General features: G+C 51.3%; 14 protein-coding genes. 9 read left to right on the top strand and 5 right to left on the bottom strand.

Features of this window, described 5'->3' with window-relative positions; translation table 11 throughout:
* Position 1 precedes the first annotated feature (1 nt).
* Together VB712_RS08120 and VB712_RS08115 are read left to right on the top strand one after the other, a co-directional pair.
* Complete coding sequence (locus VB712_RS08120) at positions 2–1051, top strand: potassium channel protein (RefSeq protein WP_323253950.1); 1050 nt, start codon at positions 2–4, stop codon at positions 1049–1051.
* Positions 1052–1621: 570 nt separating this feature from the next.
* Complete coding sequence (locus VB712_RS08115) at positions 1622–3133, top strand: SagB/ThcOx family dehydrogenase (RefSeq protein ID WP_323253948.1); 1512 nt, start codon at positions 1622–1624, stop codon at positions 3131–3133.
* A gap of 64 nt (positions 3134–3197) precedes the next feature.
* On the opposite strand, the gene VB712_RS08110 is transcribed toward VB712_RS08115, so the two are convergent.
* Positions 3198–4193, bottom strand: coding sequence for a hypothetical protein (locus VB712_RS08110; RefSeq protein WP_323253947.1), 996 nt, complete (start codon positions 4191–4193; stop codon positions 3198–3200).
* Between the two features lie 74 nt (positions 4194–4267).
* On the opposite strand from VB712_RS08110, the gene VB712_RS08105 reads away from it, so the two are divergent.
* Positions 4268–5458, top strand: coding sequence for a DUF4336 domain-containing protein (locus VB712_RS08105; protein WP_323253945.1), 1191 nt, complete (start codon positions 4268–4270; stop codon positions 5456–5458).
* Between the two features lie 78 nt (positions 5459–5536).
* The gene (gene adhE / locus VB712_RS08100; RefSeq protein WP_323253943.1) at positions 5537–8194 is read left to right on the top strand and encodes a bifunctional acetaldehyde-CoA/alcohol dehydrogenase; all 2658 of its coding nucleotides are present in this window, start codon (positions 5537–5539) and stop codon (positions 8192–8194) included.
* Positions 8195–8277: 83 nt separating this feature from the next.
* Here adhE and VB712_RS08095 read toward each other — a convergent pair whose 3' ends face one another.
* The 3 genes from VB712_RS08095 to acsF form a co-directional block, all read right to left on the bottom strand.
* Positions 8278–9108 carry an acyl-CoA desaturase gene (locus VB712_RS08095; protein ID WP_323253941.1) on the bottom strand — a complete coding sequence of 277 codons (831 nt, stop codon included), beginning with the start codon at positions 9106–9108 and terminating at the stop codon, positions 8278–8280.
* Between the two features lie 195 nt (positions 9109–9303).
* Complete coding sequence (gene hemN / locus VB712_RS08090; protein ID WP_323253939.1) at positions 9304–10731, bottom strand: oxygen-independent coproporphyrinogen III oxidase; 1428 nt, start codon at positions 10729–10731, stop codon at positions 9304–9306.
* Positions 10732–10996: 265 nt separating this feature from the next.
* The gene (acsF, locus tag VB712_RS08085; RefSeq protein WP_323253937.1) at positions 10997–12073 is read right to left on the bottom strand and encodes a magnesium-protoporphyrin IX monomethyl ester (oxidative) cyclase; all 1077 of its coding nucleotides are present in this window, start codon (positions 12071–12073) and stop codon (positions 10997–10999) included.
* 189 nt (positions 12074–12262) lie between these two features.
* On the opposite strand from acsF, the gene VB712_RS08080 reads away from it, so the two are divergent.
* The 5 genes from VB712_RS08080 (at position 12263) to VB712_RS08060 (ending at position 16187) form a co-directional block, all read left to right on the top strand.
* A complete protein-coding gene (locus VB712_RS08080; protein WP_323253935.1) occupies positions 12263–12637 on the top strand; it encodes a helix-turn-helix domain-containing protein in 375 nt (124 codons plus the stop codon).
* 162 nt (positions 12638–12799) lie between these two features.
* Positions 12800–13045, top strand: a complete 246-nt coding sequence (locus tag VB712_RS08075) for an RNA-binding protein (protein ID WP_323253933.1) — start codon at positions 12800–12802, stop codon at positions 13043–13045.
* Between the two features lie 27 nt (positions 13046–13072).
* Complete coding sequence (locus VB712_RS08070; RefSeq protein ID WP_323253931.1) at positions 13073–13456, top strand: hypothetical protein; 384 nt, start codon at positions 13073–13075, stop codon at positions 13454–13456.
* Positions 13453–13878, top strand: a complete 426-nt coding sequence (locus VB712_RS08065; protein ID WP_323253928.1) for a type II toxin-antitoxin system VapC family toxin — start codon at positions 13453–13455, stop codon at positions 13876–13878. The genes VB712_RS08070 and VB712_RS08065 overlap by 4 nt, the downstream gene beginning before the upstream one ends.
* A 314-nt stretch (positions 13879–14192) precedes the next feature.
* Positions 14193–16187, top strand: coding sequence for an acylase (locus VB712_RS08060; protein ID WP_323253926.1), 1995 nt, complete (start codon positions 14193–14195; stop codon positions 16185–16187).
* A gap of 131 nt (positions 16188–16318) precedes the next feature.
* On the opposite strand, the gene VB712_RS08055 is transcribed toward VB712_RS08060, so the two are convergent.
* Complete coding sequence (locus VB712_RS08055; RefSeq protein WP_323253924.1) at positions 16319–17119, bottom strand: hypothetical protein; 801 nt, start codon at positions 17117–17119, stop codon at positions 16319–16321.
* Positions 17120–17254 lie beyond the last annotated feature (135 nt).

The following is a 17254-nucleotide window of genomic DNA, read 5'->3' as shown; positions in this document are numbered from 1 at the left end:
CATGAATACAGAGCAAAACTATCAACGTCTCCAGACACAATTATTGGTGGGGATTGCTGGCCTTGGGGGCGTTTTTCTCCTCGGGACGGTTTGGTATGCCACTTTTGAGGGCTGGTCTTGGATTGATGCGGCTTACATGACGACGATCACCCTCGCCACGGTGGGGTTTGGGGAAACCCATCCCTTGGGTCAATCTTCACGGTTATTTACGATCGCCTTGATTTTTTTAGGCGTGTTCAACATTGGTTATATTGTCAACCGCTTTACGGAAGCCCTGATTCAAGGGTATTTTCAGGATAGACTTCGCTACCGCCAACGCCAACGCTTGATCGAAACCCTCAAACACCACTACATTCTCTGCGGTTACGGACGGATGGGCCACCAGATTGCCCTCGAATTTGCAGCGGAAAATATCCCCTTTGTGATTGTCGATTTGCAACCGGAGGCGATCGCCGAAGCCGAGGAAAGTGGGTTTATTGCCATGCAGGGGGATGCCACCCTGGATGATTGCCTCCTAGCCGCTGGTGTAGAGCGGGCCAATTGCCTGCTGGCCTCCCTCCAATCCGATGCCGAAAACCTCTACACCGTCCTGTCTGCTAAAACCTTGAACCCTAAGGTGCGGGCGATCGCCCGGGCCAACAACGAAGAAGCCATCAAAAAACTACGCCGCGCCGGAGCCGATGCCGTCGTTTCCCCCTACATTACCGGCGGCCGCCGCCTTGCCGCCGCCGCCCTGCGCCCTCGGGTGATGGATTTCGTCGATGGCATTATTACGGGAACGAATCGGTCATTCTATTTGGATGAGTTTTTTCTAGAGGAGACTCTATGCCCCTGCATTGGCAAAACCCTCAGTGAAACCAATTTACGGGGCAAAACCGGCGCTCTCGTTTTAGCCATTCGCCGCGCCGATGGCACGCTCATCGGTGGCCCCATGGGGGATACCTATCTCTATGCTGAAGATTTACTGATTTGCATGGGTACAGCGGAGCAACTGCGGCAACTTTCTCACCTTTTAGCCGTCTCCCGCCCCTACTGGCTGCACCAGAATTAATCCGTTAATATCCCGAACCCCTAACCCTCTCCTTTCCGACACAGGAAGGCAGAGGAGGAATCCCCCTAGCTTGATCCCGAAGATCTCCCACGCTATACCCAAAATCAATGGGTTGGGGGGGAGCAGGATCAATCAGGATCAAGATGATCTCCAACTTTGCGATCGCTCCCTCAAGCGCCATCATCCAGGAATGTTGCTTTAAATTACGACTCTTCACGAATTTGTGAGGAATTATACGTTTAGCGCGATGATAAAGATTCAGCAGTGATATGCATAGGAGGAGATTCGTGATACTTCCCTGTAATTTGTCGTGATCTTGGTCATTGCTTGAAAAAACAGGCTATGGGATCACAACACCTTGTAACCAAAATTAACAAAATGCTGGCTCATTCTGAACAGCATCACGGGAATTCACGACTGTTGGAATCATCCATGGGGATTCACCCAGGATGGCGGGCATTATGCCTATACAAATAGAACTTCTGAACTACAAAAACTTTCAGTCATTCACAGCAGACTGTGCTTATTCCCTGTTTCAGCTATTCAAGCCTCAGATTTTAGAGTCAAACTATGGATTCCCTCGCTCTCCACTACCACCAGCGCACCAAATACAGCCCAGAAACCATCGCTGCCAAAAGCAAGGGTTTGAATTTTGCCCAACAGCCGGTTCCCTTTAAAGAGTATCCAGTGGGTCAGCGCTACGATCTCAAACCCTATCTCCACGCCCAGCAACAGGAATCTCAGTCGAGAGATTGGCGATTGTGGCAGCGACTTTCTCAACTGTTTTTTTGTACCTATGGTGTAACTGCCAAAATGGTGACGTTGATGGGGCCCCCTGTATTTCTGCGGGCTGCCCCCTCCGCCGGAGGACTCTATCCGGCGGAAGTCTATTTACTCTCGCGGGGAACGGAAAGTTTACCCGCCGGCCTCTATAACTACCAAGTCCAAGACCACACCTTGATCCGCTTCTGGGATCAAAATGTTTGGCCCGAGCTAGAGCAATGCTGTTTTCAACATCCGGCCTTAGGGGTCGTGGATTATGCGATCGTGGCCTCAGCGGTGTTTTATCGTTCCGCTTGGCGATACCAAGACCGCGCCTATCGTCGCATCTTCCTCGATAGCGGTCATTTATTAGGCAATTTGGAAATTGCGGGAGCCTTAACCAGTTTTCGCCCCTGTTTAATTGCCGGATTTCAGGATCAGCGCATCAATGAATTGATGTATTTTGAACCCACCCAGGAGGGGGTTGTGAGCATTATGCCCCTCATTGACCAGGAACGGCAGCGCCCTCTCCAGCGTTCAGGATTTACCGCTTTACCCTCAGAGAGTCATCCCACCTATAACTTTGTTGAAGATGGTGAATTGTTGGATTATTTACACCGCGCCACGATGATTAAAACCCTGGTGCAATCACAGCCAGCCACCGCGCCCAATTTAGATGATAAATATAATTTTCCCTTCTGTACGAAAATTTCAATGGTGACGGATCCTATCCCCTTTAATACAGGCCTACGGGGGTTGGCTCAAACCTTGGGAAAAAGACGCTCCACCCGTGCCTATACGGGGGCAGATTTAACTTTAGAGGAGGTGCGATCGCTCCTCCATTTCACCTATCAACCCCAAGAGTATGCTGATTTGGGCTTAGATCCCGATCCGGATTATTGCAATTGCAATCTATTAGAAACATTTATTGTTGTTTCTGGTGTGGAAGGGTTAGATGCGGGCTGTTATTACTACGCCCCAAGAGCACAGGAGTTACGACAAATTCGCTTTAAAAATTTCCGCCGCGAATTACATTTCCTCTGTCTTGGTCAAGATCTAGGCCGGGATGCGGCCGCAGTGGTGTTTCATACCGCCGACTTAAAAAGAGCGGTACAAACCTATGGCGATCGCGCCTACCGTTACCTCCATTTAGATGCCGGTCATCTAGGGCAACGGCTGAATTTAGCAGCGATTTACCTCAATTTAGGCGTGAGTGGCATTGGCGGCTTTTTTGATGATCAGGTTAATGAGGTGCTGGGCATCCCCACCGATGAGGCGGTGATTTATATTACGACGTTAGGGCGACCGCGACAGGGCTAAAATTCCACTTTTGTCCCTCACCCTAAATCCCTCTCCCACAAAGGGGAGAGGGACTTTATTGCCCCTATAAAATAGGCGCGATCGCCGCTTCCCGCTGAAGAATCACCATTTCACTCCCCACAATGGGATTACGGGCCACCAGATCGCCGTTTTCATCGAGGAGTTCTACTTTGGTGAAATCGAGGCGGTGCGATCGCTCTAAAACTTCATTGGCCACCTGATTTTGTTTATTAGCCGCCAGGTCATACCAACCGGCTCCGAGGGTGACGACGAGGCGACTGCCGAGGAAATCCGCTTGAATGGAGCGGATCAGACCGTCGGCGTATTGGTTGGTGATTTCTGCCACTTGGTCTTGAATGGCGGCGAGTAGCCGTTGTTCTGGGGTGAGGCGTAGGGGTTTAGGTGGGGCGGGGGGGGTTTTGGGTTGCGGTGTGGGAGTGGGGGAAGTTTTAGGTGTTGGTGTTGCTTTGGGTTGAATTTGGGGAGCAGGGGGGGTTTGAGCGATGGGTGAGGGGTTGGGGCCGTTGGTGAGGAGGACGGTGGTGAGGAGAAATAGCACTAATGTGCTACTAATTACCCCCGTTAATGCCCAATCGGAAAGCTTCTCATTGAGGCCAGCAGGGAGGCGATCGCGCACCCAGGCTAAAACCTGATTCCACATCCGCAAAAATTGTGAGAATGTGGGGAGCAGTTTATCTAAACCTTTGGGTTCGGGGATCTCATCGGGGGGTAATTGCGACTGTGCTGCCGATTCATTGGTAAATTCGCCATCATCCTCTGCCGGTTCTAATCCCCAATCCTCCGGCTCTGTAGGGGTTTCCGTGGGGGGGAGCGGCTCCGCCTCCGGTTCTATCGGGGCTGAATCTATCGGGGCCATGGCCGCCGTCAGTTGAGCCACTGTCTCTGTTAGCTCATCCAGGGGGAGCGTCTGCCCCCAATCCTCAGCAGGATCGGCTTCCAGTTGAGCCGCGACCCCCTGCAATTGGTTGATTAACGATTGAATCTGGGCGATCGCCTCAGATTTCGATAAATTCGATGGTGTTTGTTGATCTTCTGCCATAACTTCCCCCCAATCCACAAGCTAATCCCATTGATCAGCGATTAAATTTTAGTGTAAAGCAAGATCTGACCCCCATGACCGCATCTACCTCCCCTGATCGCCACTGGCCCTATTGGCCCCTTTTGCCCATCTATCCCTATGGGCAACGGCAAACCCTGCGCCGGGAAATTATCCCCGATTGGATTTGGGTGTTTGAGCAGGTGCAGGGGATTTTTTATGTGGTTGTGCCGATTCGGATGACGGTGATTCGCCTTGAAGCGGGGGGGCTGTTGGTCTATGCCCCCGTTGCCCCAACCAGGGAATGTTTAGGCTTATTGGCAGAATTGAGCGATCGCCATGGCCCTGTGCGCTACATCATCCAGCCCACCGTATCAGGGATTGAGCATAAAGTGTTTATCGGCCCCTTTGCCCGCCGTTTTCCCCAAGCTCAGGTCTGGGTTGCGCCGGGCCAATGGAGTTTTCCCCTCAATCTCCCCCTCTCCTGGTTGGGCTATCCCCTCGGCCGCACGGAAATTCTCCCCATTGAAAGGGCTGCTACCCCCTTCGCGGCGGAATTTGACTATGAAATTTTAGGCCCCTTGGGGTTGGGGTTGGGGAAATTTGGGGAAGTGGTGTTTTATCATCGGCGATCGCGCACGCTCCTCGTCACCGATACGATCCTCTCCGTTCCCCCCGATCCCCCCGAAGTTATCCAACTCAACCCCTACCCCCTCCTTTTCCACGCCAAAGACGGCCCCGCCGACCCGATCACCGATACCCCCCGCAACCGCCAAAAGGGATGGCAACGCATCAGCCTGTTTGCCCTCTATTTCCGCCCCCAAACCCTCACCACGATTGATCTAGGCCCCGCCTGGGCTGCGGCCAAGGGGGGGAGCGATCGCACCCCTCGCAACTACTTCGGCCTCTACCCCTTCGCCTGGCAACCGGGTTGGCGAGACACCTTCGCCCACCTTTCCCAGGGGGAAAAACTCCGGGTTGCGCCGATTTTGCAAACCCTGATTTTAAATCGCCAACCGCATCAGGTACGGACTTGGGCGCAGCGGGTGGCCCTCTGGCCCTTTGAGCGGATCATTCCCTGCCATTTTGCCGCCCCCCTCACCGCCACCCCCCACCAATGGCGGGAAGCGTTCCAATTCCTCGATCCCGATCATGATCCCCTATACCCCCCGGAAGATTTAGCCGTATTGGAGGACATCGATCGCTCCTTGATCGCCCTAAAAATCACCCCACCCCCTGCCAAGGGGCCGAATCTCCCCAATCCTTAAGCCCATCTAGAAAATATTGCCGAAACCCCTCCGGCTGCGTCACGATCCAAGGCGTTAGCTCTATCTCCATCTCTCCCTATGTCTACAACCGTTACCACCCTGCCGGAACTCGAAGCGATGATCCAACGGGTCAAGACCGCCCAACGGCAATACGCCAACTTCACGCAAGAGCAGGTGGATCAGATCTTCAAACAGGCCGCTCTGGCGGCCAATGCGGCCCGCGTTCCCCTGGCCAAACTCGCGGCCACGGAAACCGGCATGGGCGTGACCGAGGATAAAGTGATTAAAAATCACTTTGCCTCTGAAATCATTTACAACAAATACAAACAGGAAAAAACCTGCGGCATTATCGAAGAAGATAAAGCCTTTGGCATTCAAAAAATTGCCGAGCCGGTGGGAATTTTGGCCGGGATTGTCCCCACCACCAACCCCACTTCAACGGCCATTTTCAAGGCCCTGATCGCCCTCAAAACCCGCAACGCGATTATCTTTTCCCCCCATCCCCGCGCCAAAGAATGCACCATTGAAGCCGCCAAAATCATCCTCAATGCCGCCGTGGAAGCCGGTGCGCCTCCGGATATTATCAGTTGGATTGATGAGCCGACGGTGGCTCTCTCCCAAGCGTTGATGCAACATCGGGATATTAATTTAATCCTGGCCACAGGTGGCCCCGGCATGGTGCGGGCCGCCTATTCTTCCGGCAATCCCTCCTTAGGGGTGGGAGCGGGGAATACCCCCGCGTTAATTGATGAAACTGCCCATTTAAAACTTTCGGTTTCCTCAATTATCCTCAGTAAAACCTTTGATAATGGCATGATCTGCGCTAGTGAGCAGGCGGTGGTGGTGGTGGATGCCGTTTATGAGGCGGTGAAGGCAGAATTTCGCCATCGGGGGGCCTATATTTTGAGTCCTGAGGAGCGCGATCGCCTCGCAGCTAAAATCCTCATTGATGGCCGCCTTAATGCTGAAATTGTTGGGCAAACGGTGGAAAAATTGGCGGCCTTGGCAGAGATAGAAATTCCCCCCGAAGCACGGGTACTGATTGGCGAAGTGGAAAGCGTCAGCCTTGATGAACCCTTTGCCCATGAAAAACTCTCCCCCATCCTCGCCCTTTATCGTGTCCCCGACTTTGAGGCTGGCGTAAAAACCGCTGAAGCCTTGGTGCAATTGGGGGGGCGCGGCCATACCGCCGTTCTCTACACCTCTCCCGATAATGCCGACCATATTCGCCACTTTGAAGACCAAGTACAAACCGCAAGGGTGTTGATTAATACGCCTTCTTCCCAGGGGGCAATTGGTGATCTCTATAACTTCCGCCTTGATCCCTCCCTCACCTTAGGGTGCGGCACATGGGGCGGCAATTCCATCAGTGAAAACGTCGAACCCCGCCATTTATTGAATATTAAAACCGTGGCGGAACGGCGGGAAAATATGCTCTGGTTCCGAGTTCCCCCCAAGATTTATTTTAAACCGGGTTCTTTGCCGGTGGCGTTGCGGGAATTGGCCGGGAAAGAGCGGGCCTTTATCATCACCGATAAGCCCATTTATGATCTGGGGATGACGGCTAATTTGGAGGAGGTTCTTGATGAAATTGAACTGCAATATGACATCTTTTACGATGTGGAACCGGATCCTTCTTTAGAAACGGTGAATCGTGGCTTGGGTCGGATTCGCAACTTTAACCCTGATGTGATTATTGCCATTGGTGGCGGTTCGCCCATGGATGCGGCTAAGATTATTTGGCTGCTCTATGAACACCCAGAGATTGAGTTTGAAAGTTTAGCGATGCGGTTTATGGATATCCGTAAACGGGTTTATGAGTTGCCCCCCTTGGGCAGTAAGGCGATGCTGGTGGCGATTCCTACCACATCGGGAACCGGCTCAGAGGTGACTCCTTTTGCGGTAGTGACTGATCGCCACCGCCAAATTAAATACCCCTTGGCAGACTATGCCCTCACGCCCACGATGGCGATTATTGATTCTGATTTGGTGCAGAATATGCCCAAATCTTTAACCGCCTTTGGGGGTGTGGATGCCCTCACCCATGCGTTAGAGGCTTACGTTTCTGTCCTCGCTTCGGAATATACCAATGGCCTTTCTTTAGAAGCAATTCGCCTCATTTTTAAATACCTGCCCTCTGCCTATCACGAAGGGAGCCATAATCCCAAAGCACGGGAAAAAATGCACTATGCTGCCACGATTGCGGGGATGGCCTTTGCCAATGGTTTTCTGGGAATTTGCCATTCCATGGCTCACCAATTGGGGGCAATGTTTGGCGTTCCCCATGGGTTAGCCAATGCCCTGATGATTACCTATGTGATCCGCTACAATGCCACCGATGCCCCCTTTAAACAGGCGGCATTCTCCCAATATAAATACCCCAATGCTAAATGGCGTTACGCTCGCATTGCCAGTTATTTGGGCTTACCGGGAGAAGATGAAGCGGCAAAGGTGAACAGTTTAATTGCAGCCATTGAGCAGTTGAAGCGGCAGGTGGGAATTCCGGGGAGCTTAAAGGAAGTGTTAGGCGATCGCGCCCTTGAATTTCACGGTCGTTTAGAGGAGTTGGCGGATCAGGCCTTTGATGATCAATGCACTGGCTCTAATCCCCGCTATCCCCTGATTAGCGACCTCAAACAGTTGTTGTTAGATGCCTATGAGGGGACGTTAGCGGCGGAGTTCCCTAGTGATGGGACGGCGACGACGATTGGGGCGGAACTGCATCCAATTGTTTAGGGGAGAGGAGTAGGAAGTAGGGAATAGGGAGTAGGGAGTAGGAAGAAAAATTCCACTTCCCACTTCCCACTATTCACTACCCACTACACCGGGGGAAGGTTCACCTTTTGGGCGAGGCCGAGGCTACGGAGGAGGGCGATCGCCCACCAGGTCACATCCACTTCCCACCACCGCCAACCGGCTTTGGCCACATGGGGATAGGCATGGTGGTTGTTGTGCCAGCCTTCCCCATAGGTGACGATCGCTGCCCACCAGAGGTTACGGGAGTTATCGGGAACATCAAAGGTGCGATAGCCCCAAACATGGGTGACGGAGTTGATAAACCAAGTGCTATGCCAGAGGCACACGGCCCGCAACACGCCGCCGTAGAGTACCCAAGACCAGCCACCGCCTAAATAGAGCAGCAGGAGCAGGGGCAATTGTAACCAGAGGAAATAGCGATTTAGCCAGCGGTAAAATCCTTGGCGGGCGAGATCCGGGGCAAACCGCTCGTATTGGTCATATTTGAAAAATTCCGGCTGGGGATAGAGGAGCCAAAGCATATGGCTCCACCAAAAACCCCGTTGGGCAGAATAGGGGTCGAGGGTGACATCTTCGGTGTGGGCATGGTGGAGCCGATGGCCCGCCACCCAGAAGATCGGCCCCCCTTGCAAGGCCAACGCGCCGATGATGGCGATCGCATATTCCAAGGGGCGGGGAACCTGAAAACTCCGATGGCTCAGGAGGCGATGGTAGCCCAGGCAGATGCCAATACTGCCAAACAGCCAATGGAGGAGCAAAAACACGCCCAGGGCTGACCAGGAAAAAAACCAAGGGGTCAAGAGTGCTAAACCATGAACAGCGGTAAAAAAGCCCACCGCGACCCAATTGAGTTGGTTATTCCGTAGCGGGGGGGAAATCGTTTGAGCAGTCATAAAGCCTCACACAAATTTTAAGATTGGGGCGAAAAATTTTTCGCCCCTACAAGGCATTGGGCAATTACTCGTGCCATGGCTCCGCCGTGGCACGGATGATCAGCGGCTCTGCCGTTAGTTAGGGAGGCAGAAGCCCGCCGGGGGGACGTTACTCGGCAGAGCCGAGTAACGAGAGGTTGGGCATTAAGTTGGGGATTAAATGGAGCGGGAAAACACTTGCGTATTGCGTTGAGCAAGGTAGGTATCAAACACCGCCGCCACATTGCGAATCAACAACCGGCCAATGGGTGTCACCACAAACCCATCCCGCCAGCGGTGAATTAAACCATCGGCTTCAAGGGCATCGAGGGCCGGCAATTCCTGCGCAAAATACTCGTTAAAATTCAAATCCACATCAAGATGATATTTCTCCACTAAATCCGCCGCCGTTACTTGGAATTCACACATTAACTCCATAATCACGGTGCGCCGAATCAGATCATCATGACTCAGTTGCACGCCTTTCGCCAGGGGTAATTCCCCCTGATCTAACGCCTCCGTAAAATCCTTAAGGCGTTTGTGGTTTTGCAAGTAGACATCTTGCACCATACTAATCGATGTGATCCCAAACCCGAGGAGATCCGATTCTGGCTTCGTGGTGTAGCCCTGGAAATTGCGATGGAGTTCGCCGGCCCGTTGGGCGATCGCCAATTCATCATTGGGTTTGGCGAAGTGATCCATGCCGATAAACACATAGCCATCAGCGGTGAGTTCAGCGATCGTCATTTGCAAAATCGCCAACTTTTCCGCCGCCGAGGGCATGGCCTCCACTGGCATTTTCTTTTGAATCGGCTTCATCCAAGGCACATAGGCGAAATTAAACACCGCAACGCGGTCGGGATTGAGCGCCTTGGTTTTTTCAACGGTGGTGCGGAACGTTTCTAAGGTTTGAAAAGGCAACCCATAGATTAAATCCACATTGACGCTTAAAAATCCCGCTTCCCGAATCCAGCGCATCACATCAAATAACATCGCCTCCGGCTGAATCCGATTCACCGCCGTTTGCACCTGGGGATCAAAGTCTTGAATGCCAAAACTAATCCGATTAAACCCAATCCGTTTCAGGGCAAAAATATAATCCCGATCCGCAGCACAGGGATTAATTTCAATGGAAATTTCCGCATCAGGACTGAACACAAAGCGACGATGGAGAGCATCCCAAAGATATTCCACCTGTTCAATACTGAGATAGTTCGGTGTGCCGCCGCCCCAATGCATTTGCTCAACAGGCCGATGGGCATTGACAATGCCATCACTGCCGCTCCCTGGTGTGATTAAATCTGCCACTTGGTTAATATGGCGAATCAAATCCTCTAGATAGGGCTGAATCACAGCTTTGCGCCGGGTGATAATCGTATTGCAGCCGCAAAAATAACAGGCTTGTTCGCAGAAAGGCAGATGACAATAGAGGGAGAGGGGGGTTTGTTGGGCATTGCCTTGGGCGATCGCCCGTTGCAACTGTTCCGGGGAGAAATCAGGGCGCAGTTCGGTAGCGGGGGGATAACTGGTGTAGCGGGGCAGGGCTTGGTTATATTTTTGGAGCAGTTTTGCGTCGAATTCGACGGATTGGGAGAGGCATTGCATAGGGGTTTTTTAAAAGTGGGAAGTGGGAAGTGGGAAGTGGGAAGTGGGAAGTGGGAAGTGGGAAGTGGGAAGTGGGAAGTGGGAAGTTATCTCGTGCCATGGCTCCGCCGTGGCGCGGTTTATGGGCGGCTCCGCCGCTGGTGGAGGCAGAGCCTCCGGGGGGACGTGACCCGGCAGAGCCGAGTCACGAGAGGAGGATCGGAGGTTTTTAAAAGAAGAAATTGGGGGAGATAGTCCCAAGGTTGCGGTTAGGTTTTGGCAAGAGTTAATGGACGGTGGCCCGTTGAGCTTCGGCATCAATGGGTTTGATCAAATAGATGCAGAGAAGATGCCAAAGGATGGTGAGCATGGAGGGGATTTTTTGGATGAACTGCACCCATTTGGGGGCGTTATTGTTGCTGATGGCAGTGAGGGTTTCGTTGGCTTCGGAGCAGGCTTCGAGGCGGCGGAAAAAGTCGGGGTGATCGGTGTTGAGGATGGCGGGGAAGGCGCGGCCGGCGGTGGCGTTGGTTTGGCGAATTACTTCGGTATTGTAATCCTTGGCATCGATGCCAATGGATTCGTAAAAATTGGCCCGCTCAAACACCGTTAGGGTATGGGTCGCAAATACTGTCAGCAAGAAGAACCGACTCCAAAGGCGAGATTGCCAGGTTTTCCATAAATTGGGCTGCGATCGCAACAGCACTTTAAAGAAATCGCCATGGCGGTTTTCATCCTGACACCAACTTTCAAAATAACGAAACAGGGGATAAATTTGGTGTTCGGGATGTTTTTCTAAATGGCGAAAGACGAGGATATAGCGCCAATAGCCGATTTTTTCCGAGAGATAAACCGTATAGATCACCCATTCAGGGGGGAAAAATGTATAGGTGCGTTTTTTGGTGAGATATTTCAAATCTAAACAAAGGCCAAAGTCTGCCATCGCTTTATTGATAAACCCAGCATGGCGGGCTTCATCCCGCGCCAAGAGGGCGAAGGCTTCGGCAAGGGTGGGGTTGGCGGTTTTGAGGCGGCGGGACAGTTCTTTAAAGAGGAGAAAGCCGGAAAACTCCGAGGTGCAAGACCGTTCGAGGAAGTCAATAAAGGCGGCGCGGGTTTCGCCGTCGATGTGGGCCCAACTTTGTTCAAATTCGGCATCGCGGACAAAGTGATGGCGATTGTAATCCGCCCGAAGTTCGTTGAGGGAAGCTTCTAATTCCTCGGTTTGGGAATCAAGCACCATCTGGGCGATCGCCTCAAAATCCGTCGTATAAAACCGGGGAGTTAACAGGGTTTCTTTAACGGGGGCCTTAATACCGGGGCGCAACAGATCAGCGTTGGAGTTCGGGAGGGCTGTAACCATCAGGATATTAAAGGATTAGGACAGACTAAGATTGAATGAGTCCCATTGCACCGGAAAGACTGGCTTTGCACAAGGTAGTTTCTGGTTGTACCCCTCAGTTACCCGGAGTAAACCATTAGGGTGGGGTGGTGACTTTAGCCATTGCTAAAGAAATGTTAAAGTTTTCTCAAGCCCCTACTCACCCTTGCCATGGCCGACGCAAACCCCTGTGTTAATCCTCAATTTCAATGCCCGATTCAGTTTGTGGTGGATCTGTTGGGGAGTAAATGGGCGATTTTGATTTTGCGGGAGTTATTCGGGGGCGATCGCCGTACCCACGAACTGCGCCGCGCCCTACCGGGGATTAGCACCAAAACCCTAACCATCCGCCTCAAGGAGTTAGAAGCCGAAGGCTTAGTCCTGCGTCGCGTTTATGCCGAAATTCCGCCCCGTGTGGAATATGCCCTCACGCCCAAGGGTCGCCAGCTTCAGCCGGTGATGGCCGCCCTCCATCAGGTGGGTTCCCAGTGGTTAGCCCAGGGTCATTGCCATTGCCCCCTCACGCCAGAATCTCCCCTGCCTTAGACCTGGCCCCTAGCCATCTCGAAAAGCAGTGCTACAATAGCGGCTGAGTATAAGAATCGGTATTTCAAGCTAGCTTTCAACCTGATCGGTTTTCTCAATTTTTGATAAGCATCGCTCCGAAATCTTGGCTCTCCACTTACTGATCTAGGAGATAGTTCCTCAATGTCGATTTATGTTGGTAATCTCGCCTACAACGTGACCAAGGACGAGATTACTGAAGTTTTTGCCGAATACGGCACGGTCAAACGGGTTCATGTTCCCACAGACCGGGAAACCGGGCGGATGCGGGGCTTTGCCTTCGTTGAGATGCAGAGTGAAACGGAGGAAGCCTCCGCGATCGCTGAACTGGATGGGGCGGAATGGATGGGGCGCGTGTTAAAGGTTAACCCGGCCCGTCCCCGCGAATAGGGTTCGCATTCTGATGAATGGAAGGGGGTGATCGAAGGCGATCGCCCCCTTAAACCCGTTAATTTTAATCATGGTGGAGGAATAGGGACTGTAGCGTTATTCATCTCAATTAATCGAGGATCTAAAAAAATGAGCACTAAAGATCAACTCATTCAAGAAATTGACCAAGCACCAGATTTTCTCCTTGAAGAAGTGTTAAACTTCTTTCTATTTCTTAAACTGAGATTATCTGAACGCAACAATTTGAATGAATTTGTTAGTTCGCCTTCTGCTCACAGTACACCCACTTTTTTGCAGAAGGCACAAAAAATCAGCCAACAATTATCTGAGCATCACACAGAAAAGTTGCCCGCTGACTTTGCTAAAAATTTAGATCATTACCTATATGGTGCGCCAAAAGTAGAGGAATGAAAACAGTTAAAACAGTTTTTGTAGATACAGGCTACTGGATTGCTCTCATTTCCCCTGATGATGATATGCATGATCGCGCTATACAAATCACCGATAAAATTTTATCGGCTAATTTTGTGACAACGGAGTTAATTTTAACGGAACTTCTTAATGCTTTTTCGCGAAGAGGTGAAAATTTGAGACAAGCCGCAGTGGATTTGATTGATTCTTTGTTAGAGGATAAAATGGTTGAGGTTATTCCGCAAACCACTGAGTTATTTAAAAATGCGTTAGAACTCTACAGTCAGCGTCCTGATCAAGCATGGAGCCATACTGATTGTGCGTCTTTTTGTTTAATGCAAGAACGAAATATTCTTGAAGCACTAGCTTATGATCGCCACTTTGAGCAAGCGGGTTTTGTGGCATTATTGCGTAATTTTTAAGGATGTAATAAGCTGATCGTCATTTAAATTTCTGCGGTGATCCTTGTAGAGTAAGGACTTGAATTACGGGTGATGACTTTGGATGGTGGAGCGGTTTAAAGATGGGGGAGTTGTGGATGAGAGATGATCCGAAATGTGGTTGTAGCGTTGATCTGCGTAGGGGCGAAAGGTTTAAAATTTGCGCCCCCACATCACCTACAGCTTTGCAGGATCTGACTCAGCGGATTTCATCTTACTTTTGGGGGCGGTTACGCTTAGGGTTCCGTTGGGCCTTGCTGGCCCTTTGTACATTGTTCGCTACCCTAGGATTCGCCATGACGATGCCTCCTCACCCCTCCACTGAAATCCTTTGGGATCGTTGGGGCGTTCCCCATATTTATGCACCGGATTTTGTCTCCTTGGGCCGGGCCTTTGGCTATGCCCAGATGGAGAGCCATGGGGATTTGATCCTGCGGCTCTATGGCTTGGCCAGGGGTCGGGGGGCGGAATATTGGGGGGAGGAATATTTAGGAACTGATCGCCTCCTCCATCGCATGGGCATCCCCCCCCGCGCCCAAGCCTGGGCGGAAGCGCAAACGCCGGAAATGCGGGCCTATCTTGAGGCTTTTGTGGCGGGGATGAATGAATATGCAATGGCACACCCAGAGGCGATCGCCCCCAGTCGTCGCGTCGTCTTACCCATCCAGCCCACGGATGTTCTCGCCCATCTCCAGCGGGCCATCCATTTACAATTCCTCGTCGGCCCCACGTTGGCGGGGTCGAATGGTTGGGCGATCGCCCCTTCCCGCTCCCGTTCTGGCCATAGCCTCCTGCTTTCCAATACCCATCTCCCTTGGGGGGGCTTGTTCCGCTGGTATGAAGCCCACCTCAATACGGGGGATGTCAATCTCTACGGGGCGGCGTTGGTGGGGATGCCTTTATTGTCCATTGGGTTTAATGCTGATCTAGGCTGGACAGCAACGGTGAACCCGCAAAAAGCTTGGACAGATTACCGTTTGACCCTCGCACCGGGGGGCTACCGTTGGGAAGGAGGTGTGGCGGCTTTTGAAACGGAGGAGGTGCGGATAAAGATCAAGCAGGCGGATGGCACATTCCGGGAAGAGTTGCTCACGGTGGAAAGATCCGCCCATGGCCCCATTATTAGTAAAACGGAGCAAACCGCCACAGCTTTAAGGATTGCTGGTTTTGACCGTCCCTACATTTTTGAACAACTTTGGGCCATGGCCAACGCCCAGAACCGTCAGGATTTTGAAAACGCCATTGCCCAGCAACAATTGCCAATGTTTAATTTCCTCACCGCTGATCGCCACGGGGAAATTTTCTATGTTTTTAATGCGTTGGTTCCGGTGCGTTCTGAGGGGAATTGGGCCAGTGAGCAGCAACCGCAACCGGGGGACAGGGCGGATCAAATTTGGCATCAATACCATCCCTATGCCGATCTGCCCAAGGTGGCAAATCCCCCCAGTGGATGGTTGCAAAACAGTAATGATCCCCCTTGGACGGTGACGTTGCCCCCAGTTTTTGAGCCGGAAGATTTCCCCGCCTATCTCACGCCGCCGGACTTAACCGGGGCATTGAATTTATTGCGAAGTCAGCGATCGCTCCAACTGATCCAATCCCAAGACCAATGGGATTTGGAAAGTTTAGTCAAGGCGAAGTTTTCAACGCGGTTGGCCTTGGGCGATCGCATCCTGCCGGAGTTGCTCACCCTAGCCCAAGGGGAAAGCGATCCCCTGATCCAAAAAGCGGCCCAAGTCCTCGCCGCTTGGGATCGCCACACCAACGCCGAAAGTAAGGGGGCGGCGCTGTTTGTGCAATGGTGGTGGTCGTTACCGCCGGGTCAGCAATGGGCGACCCCTTGGAATGCCCGCGAACCCTTAACGACCCCGAAGGGATTAGCCGATCCTGCGGCAGCATTAAGGGCGTTAAAGCGGGTGGCGCAGGATATGGAGCGGGATTGGGGGCGGTTGGATCTGCCTTGGGGGGAATTTACGCGGTTGCGGGTGGGGAATGTGGAGGAGCCGGGCCAGGGTGCGCCGGGATCGTTGGGGAGTTTTGCGGTGATTGATTTGGCGGGGGGGGAACCGGGGGAACCGTTTACGGCGGTGGGGGGGGATGGCTTTATTCTGGCCCTTGAGTTTGGCGATTCCCCTCGTGCTTTGGTGTTAAATGCCTATGGCAATGGGACGCAGCCGGGTTCTCCCCATCGGGGGGATCAATTGGCGTTGTATCGTCGGGGGGAATTGCGGGAGGTTTGGCGTGAGCGATCTACTGTTGAAGCCCATATCATCCGCCGCGATCAACTGTAAGGGGGAATCCGTTTGTAGAATAGATGGGTGTGGGGGCGAAAAATTTTCGCCCCTACCGGATGAGGCGATCAAATTTGGATAAATCGATGGGGTTGACCATGGTTCAATCCAGGATTCAGACGAGTGTCATTTCATGCATCAAGTTGAGACATTAATTTGATTTCATCATCAGTAATTTCATCTTTACTAACCAACTTGTAATGATGTTCATCAACAACTGAAAGATGAAATATATCGTTACGCTCTTCAACTATTAATTCTAAAATTGCAACATCATTTGTTGATAAGAATTGTAATGCAATTGGCTTACAAATTTCGTTAGGATATTTAAAATTACAAAATTCAATATCTTGCATAATTTGTACAATTCCAAATTGATCACCTGGTGATTTTGCCTGGCAGGGAATAACAAAATGAGTTCCTCTTTTATTCATGCCTAAATAAATTTCATCAATTTCAATCTGTCCAACATTTGGTATTGTCGTTCTGAGATGATTTTGTACTGAGTAACAGGTTAGACTGGAAAACAGATCAATCAGACGATTATACCTCACCTTTGTAAGGAGTGCCTGCTCATCAGTACCAGGAGCATATCTTTTGACAATTTCAGGAGTTGCATCTGGTACTTTTATTCTTTGTCTATTGGTTGATGGTTGAATTTTTCCGGGTGATGCTAATCTGAATTCATAAAAACCAATTCCTTTGCCAATGATTATCCACTCTGAATGGCTTGGACATTTTTCTTTAATACTCTGGGGAAGCTCCTTACGAAATCTATAGGTGTAGGGAATATCCCCTAAGTTTTTAATCCTAGACATACCAAGATCATTGCATGATTGTGCTAGCTCTTCTCGTGAAAAGCCAACTTTAGCTGCACCCTCAACGTAGTTTTCAAAGAAAACTTTTTCAATGACGCGATCATATTTGCTCATATTTTATTAGGGAACCTCGAAAAAAAGATTGTGTTTGCAAAGTACTCGTTCAAAACCCTTTGTCAGAAGTAAATCAGTTCTATTTTTGTGACTTATCCTCTCTTCACACCATCCGTTTCTCTCCAATCTCCCAGT

It is taken from the genome of Spirulina sp. CCNP1310 (genome assembly GCF_034932185.1).
GTDB lineage: Bacteria > Cyanobacteriota > Cyanobacteriia > Cyanobacteriales > Spirulinaceae > Spirulina.
This window is presented reverse-complemented; position numbering and strand designations above follow the sequence as displayed.

What these genes read in the sequence shown, in the direction of transcription:
- VB712_RS08120 (WP_323253950.1), top strand. Translation starts at nt 2, where the DNA reads ATGAATACAGAGCAAAACTATCAACGTCTCCAGACACAATTATTGGTG.
- VB712_RS08115 (WP_323253948.1), top strand. Translation starts at nt 1,622, where the DNA reads ATGGATTCCCTCGCTCTCCACTACCACCAGCGCACCAAATACAGCCCA.
- VB712_RS08110 (WP_323253947.1), bottom strand. Translation starts at nt 4,193, where the DNA reads ATGGCAGAAGATCAACAAACACCATCGAATTTATCGAAATCTGAGGCG.
- VB712_RS08105 (WP_323253945.1), top strand. Translation starts at nt 4,268, where the DNA reads ATGACCGCATCTACCTCCCCTGATCGCCACTGGCCCTATTGGCCCCTT.
- adhE (WP_323253943.1), top strand. Translation starts at nt 5,537, where the DNA reads ATGTCTACAACCGTTACCACCCTGCCGGAACTCGAAGCGATGATCCAA.
- VB712_RS08095 (WP_323253941.1), bottom strand. Translation starts at nt 9,108, where the DNA reads ATGACTGCTCAAACGATTTCCCCCCCGCTACGGAATAACCAACTCAAT.
- hemN (WP_323253939.1), bottom strand. Translation starts at nt 10,731, where the DNA reads ATGCAATGCCTCTCCCAATCCGTCGAATTCGACGCAAAACTGCTCCAA.
- acsF (WP_323253937.1), bottom strand. Translation starts at nt 12,073, where the DNA reads ATGGTTACAGCCCTCCCGAACTCCAACGCTGATCTGTTGCGCCCCGGT.
- VB712_RS08080 (WP_323253935.1), top strand. Translation starts at nt 12,263, where the DNA reads ATGGCCGACGCAAACCCCTGTGTTAATCCTCAATTTCAATGCCCGATT.
- VB712_RS08075 (WP_323253933.1), top strand. Translation starts at nt 12,800, where the DNA reads ATGTCGATTTATGTTGGTAATCTCGCCTACAACGTGACCAAGGACGAG.
- VB712_RS08065 (WP_323253928.1), top strand. Translation starts at nt 13,453, where the DNA reads ATGAAAACAGTTAAAACAGTTTTTGTAGATACAGGCTACTGGATTGCT.
- VB712_RS08060 (WP_323253926.1), top strand. Translation starts at nt 14,193, where the DNA reads ATGACGATGCCTCCTCACCCCTCCACTGAAATCCTTTGGGATCGTTGG.
- VB712_RS08055 (WP_323253924.1), bottom strand. Translation starts at nt 17,119, where the DNA reads ATGAGCAAATATGATCGCGTCATTGAAAAAGTTTTCTTTGAAAACTAC.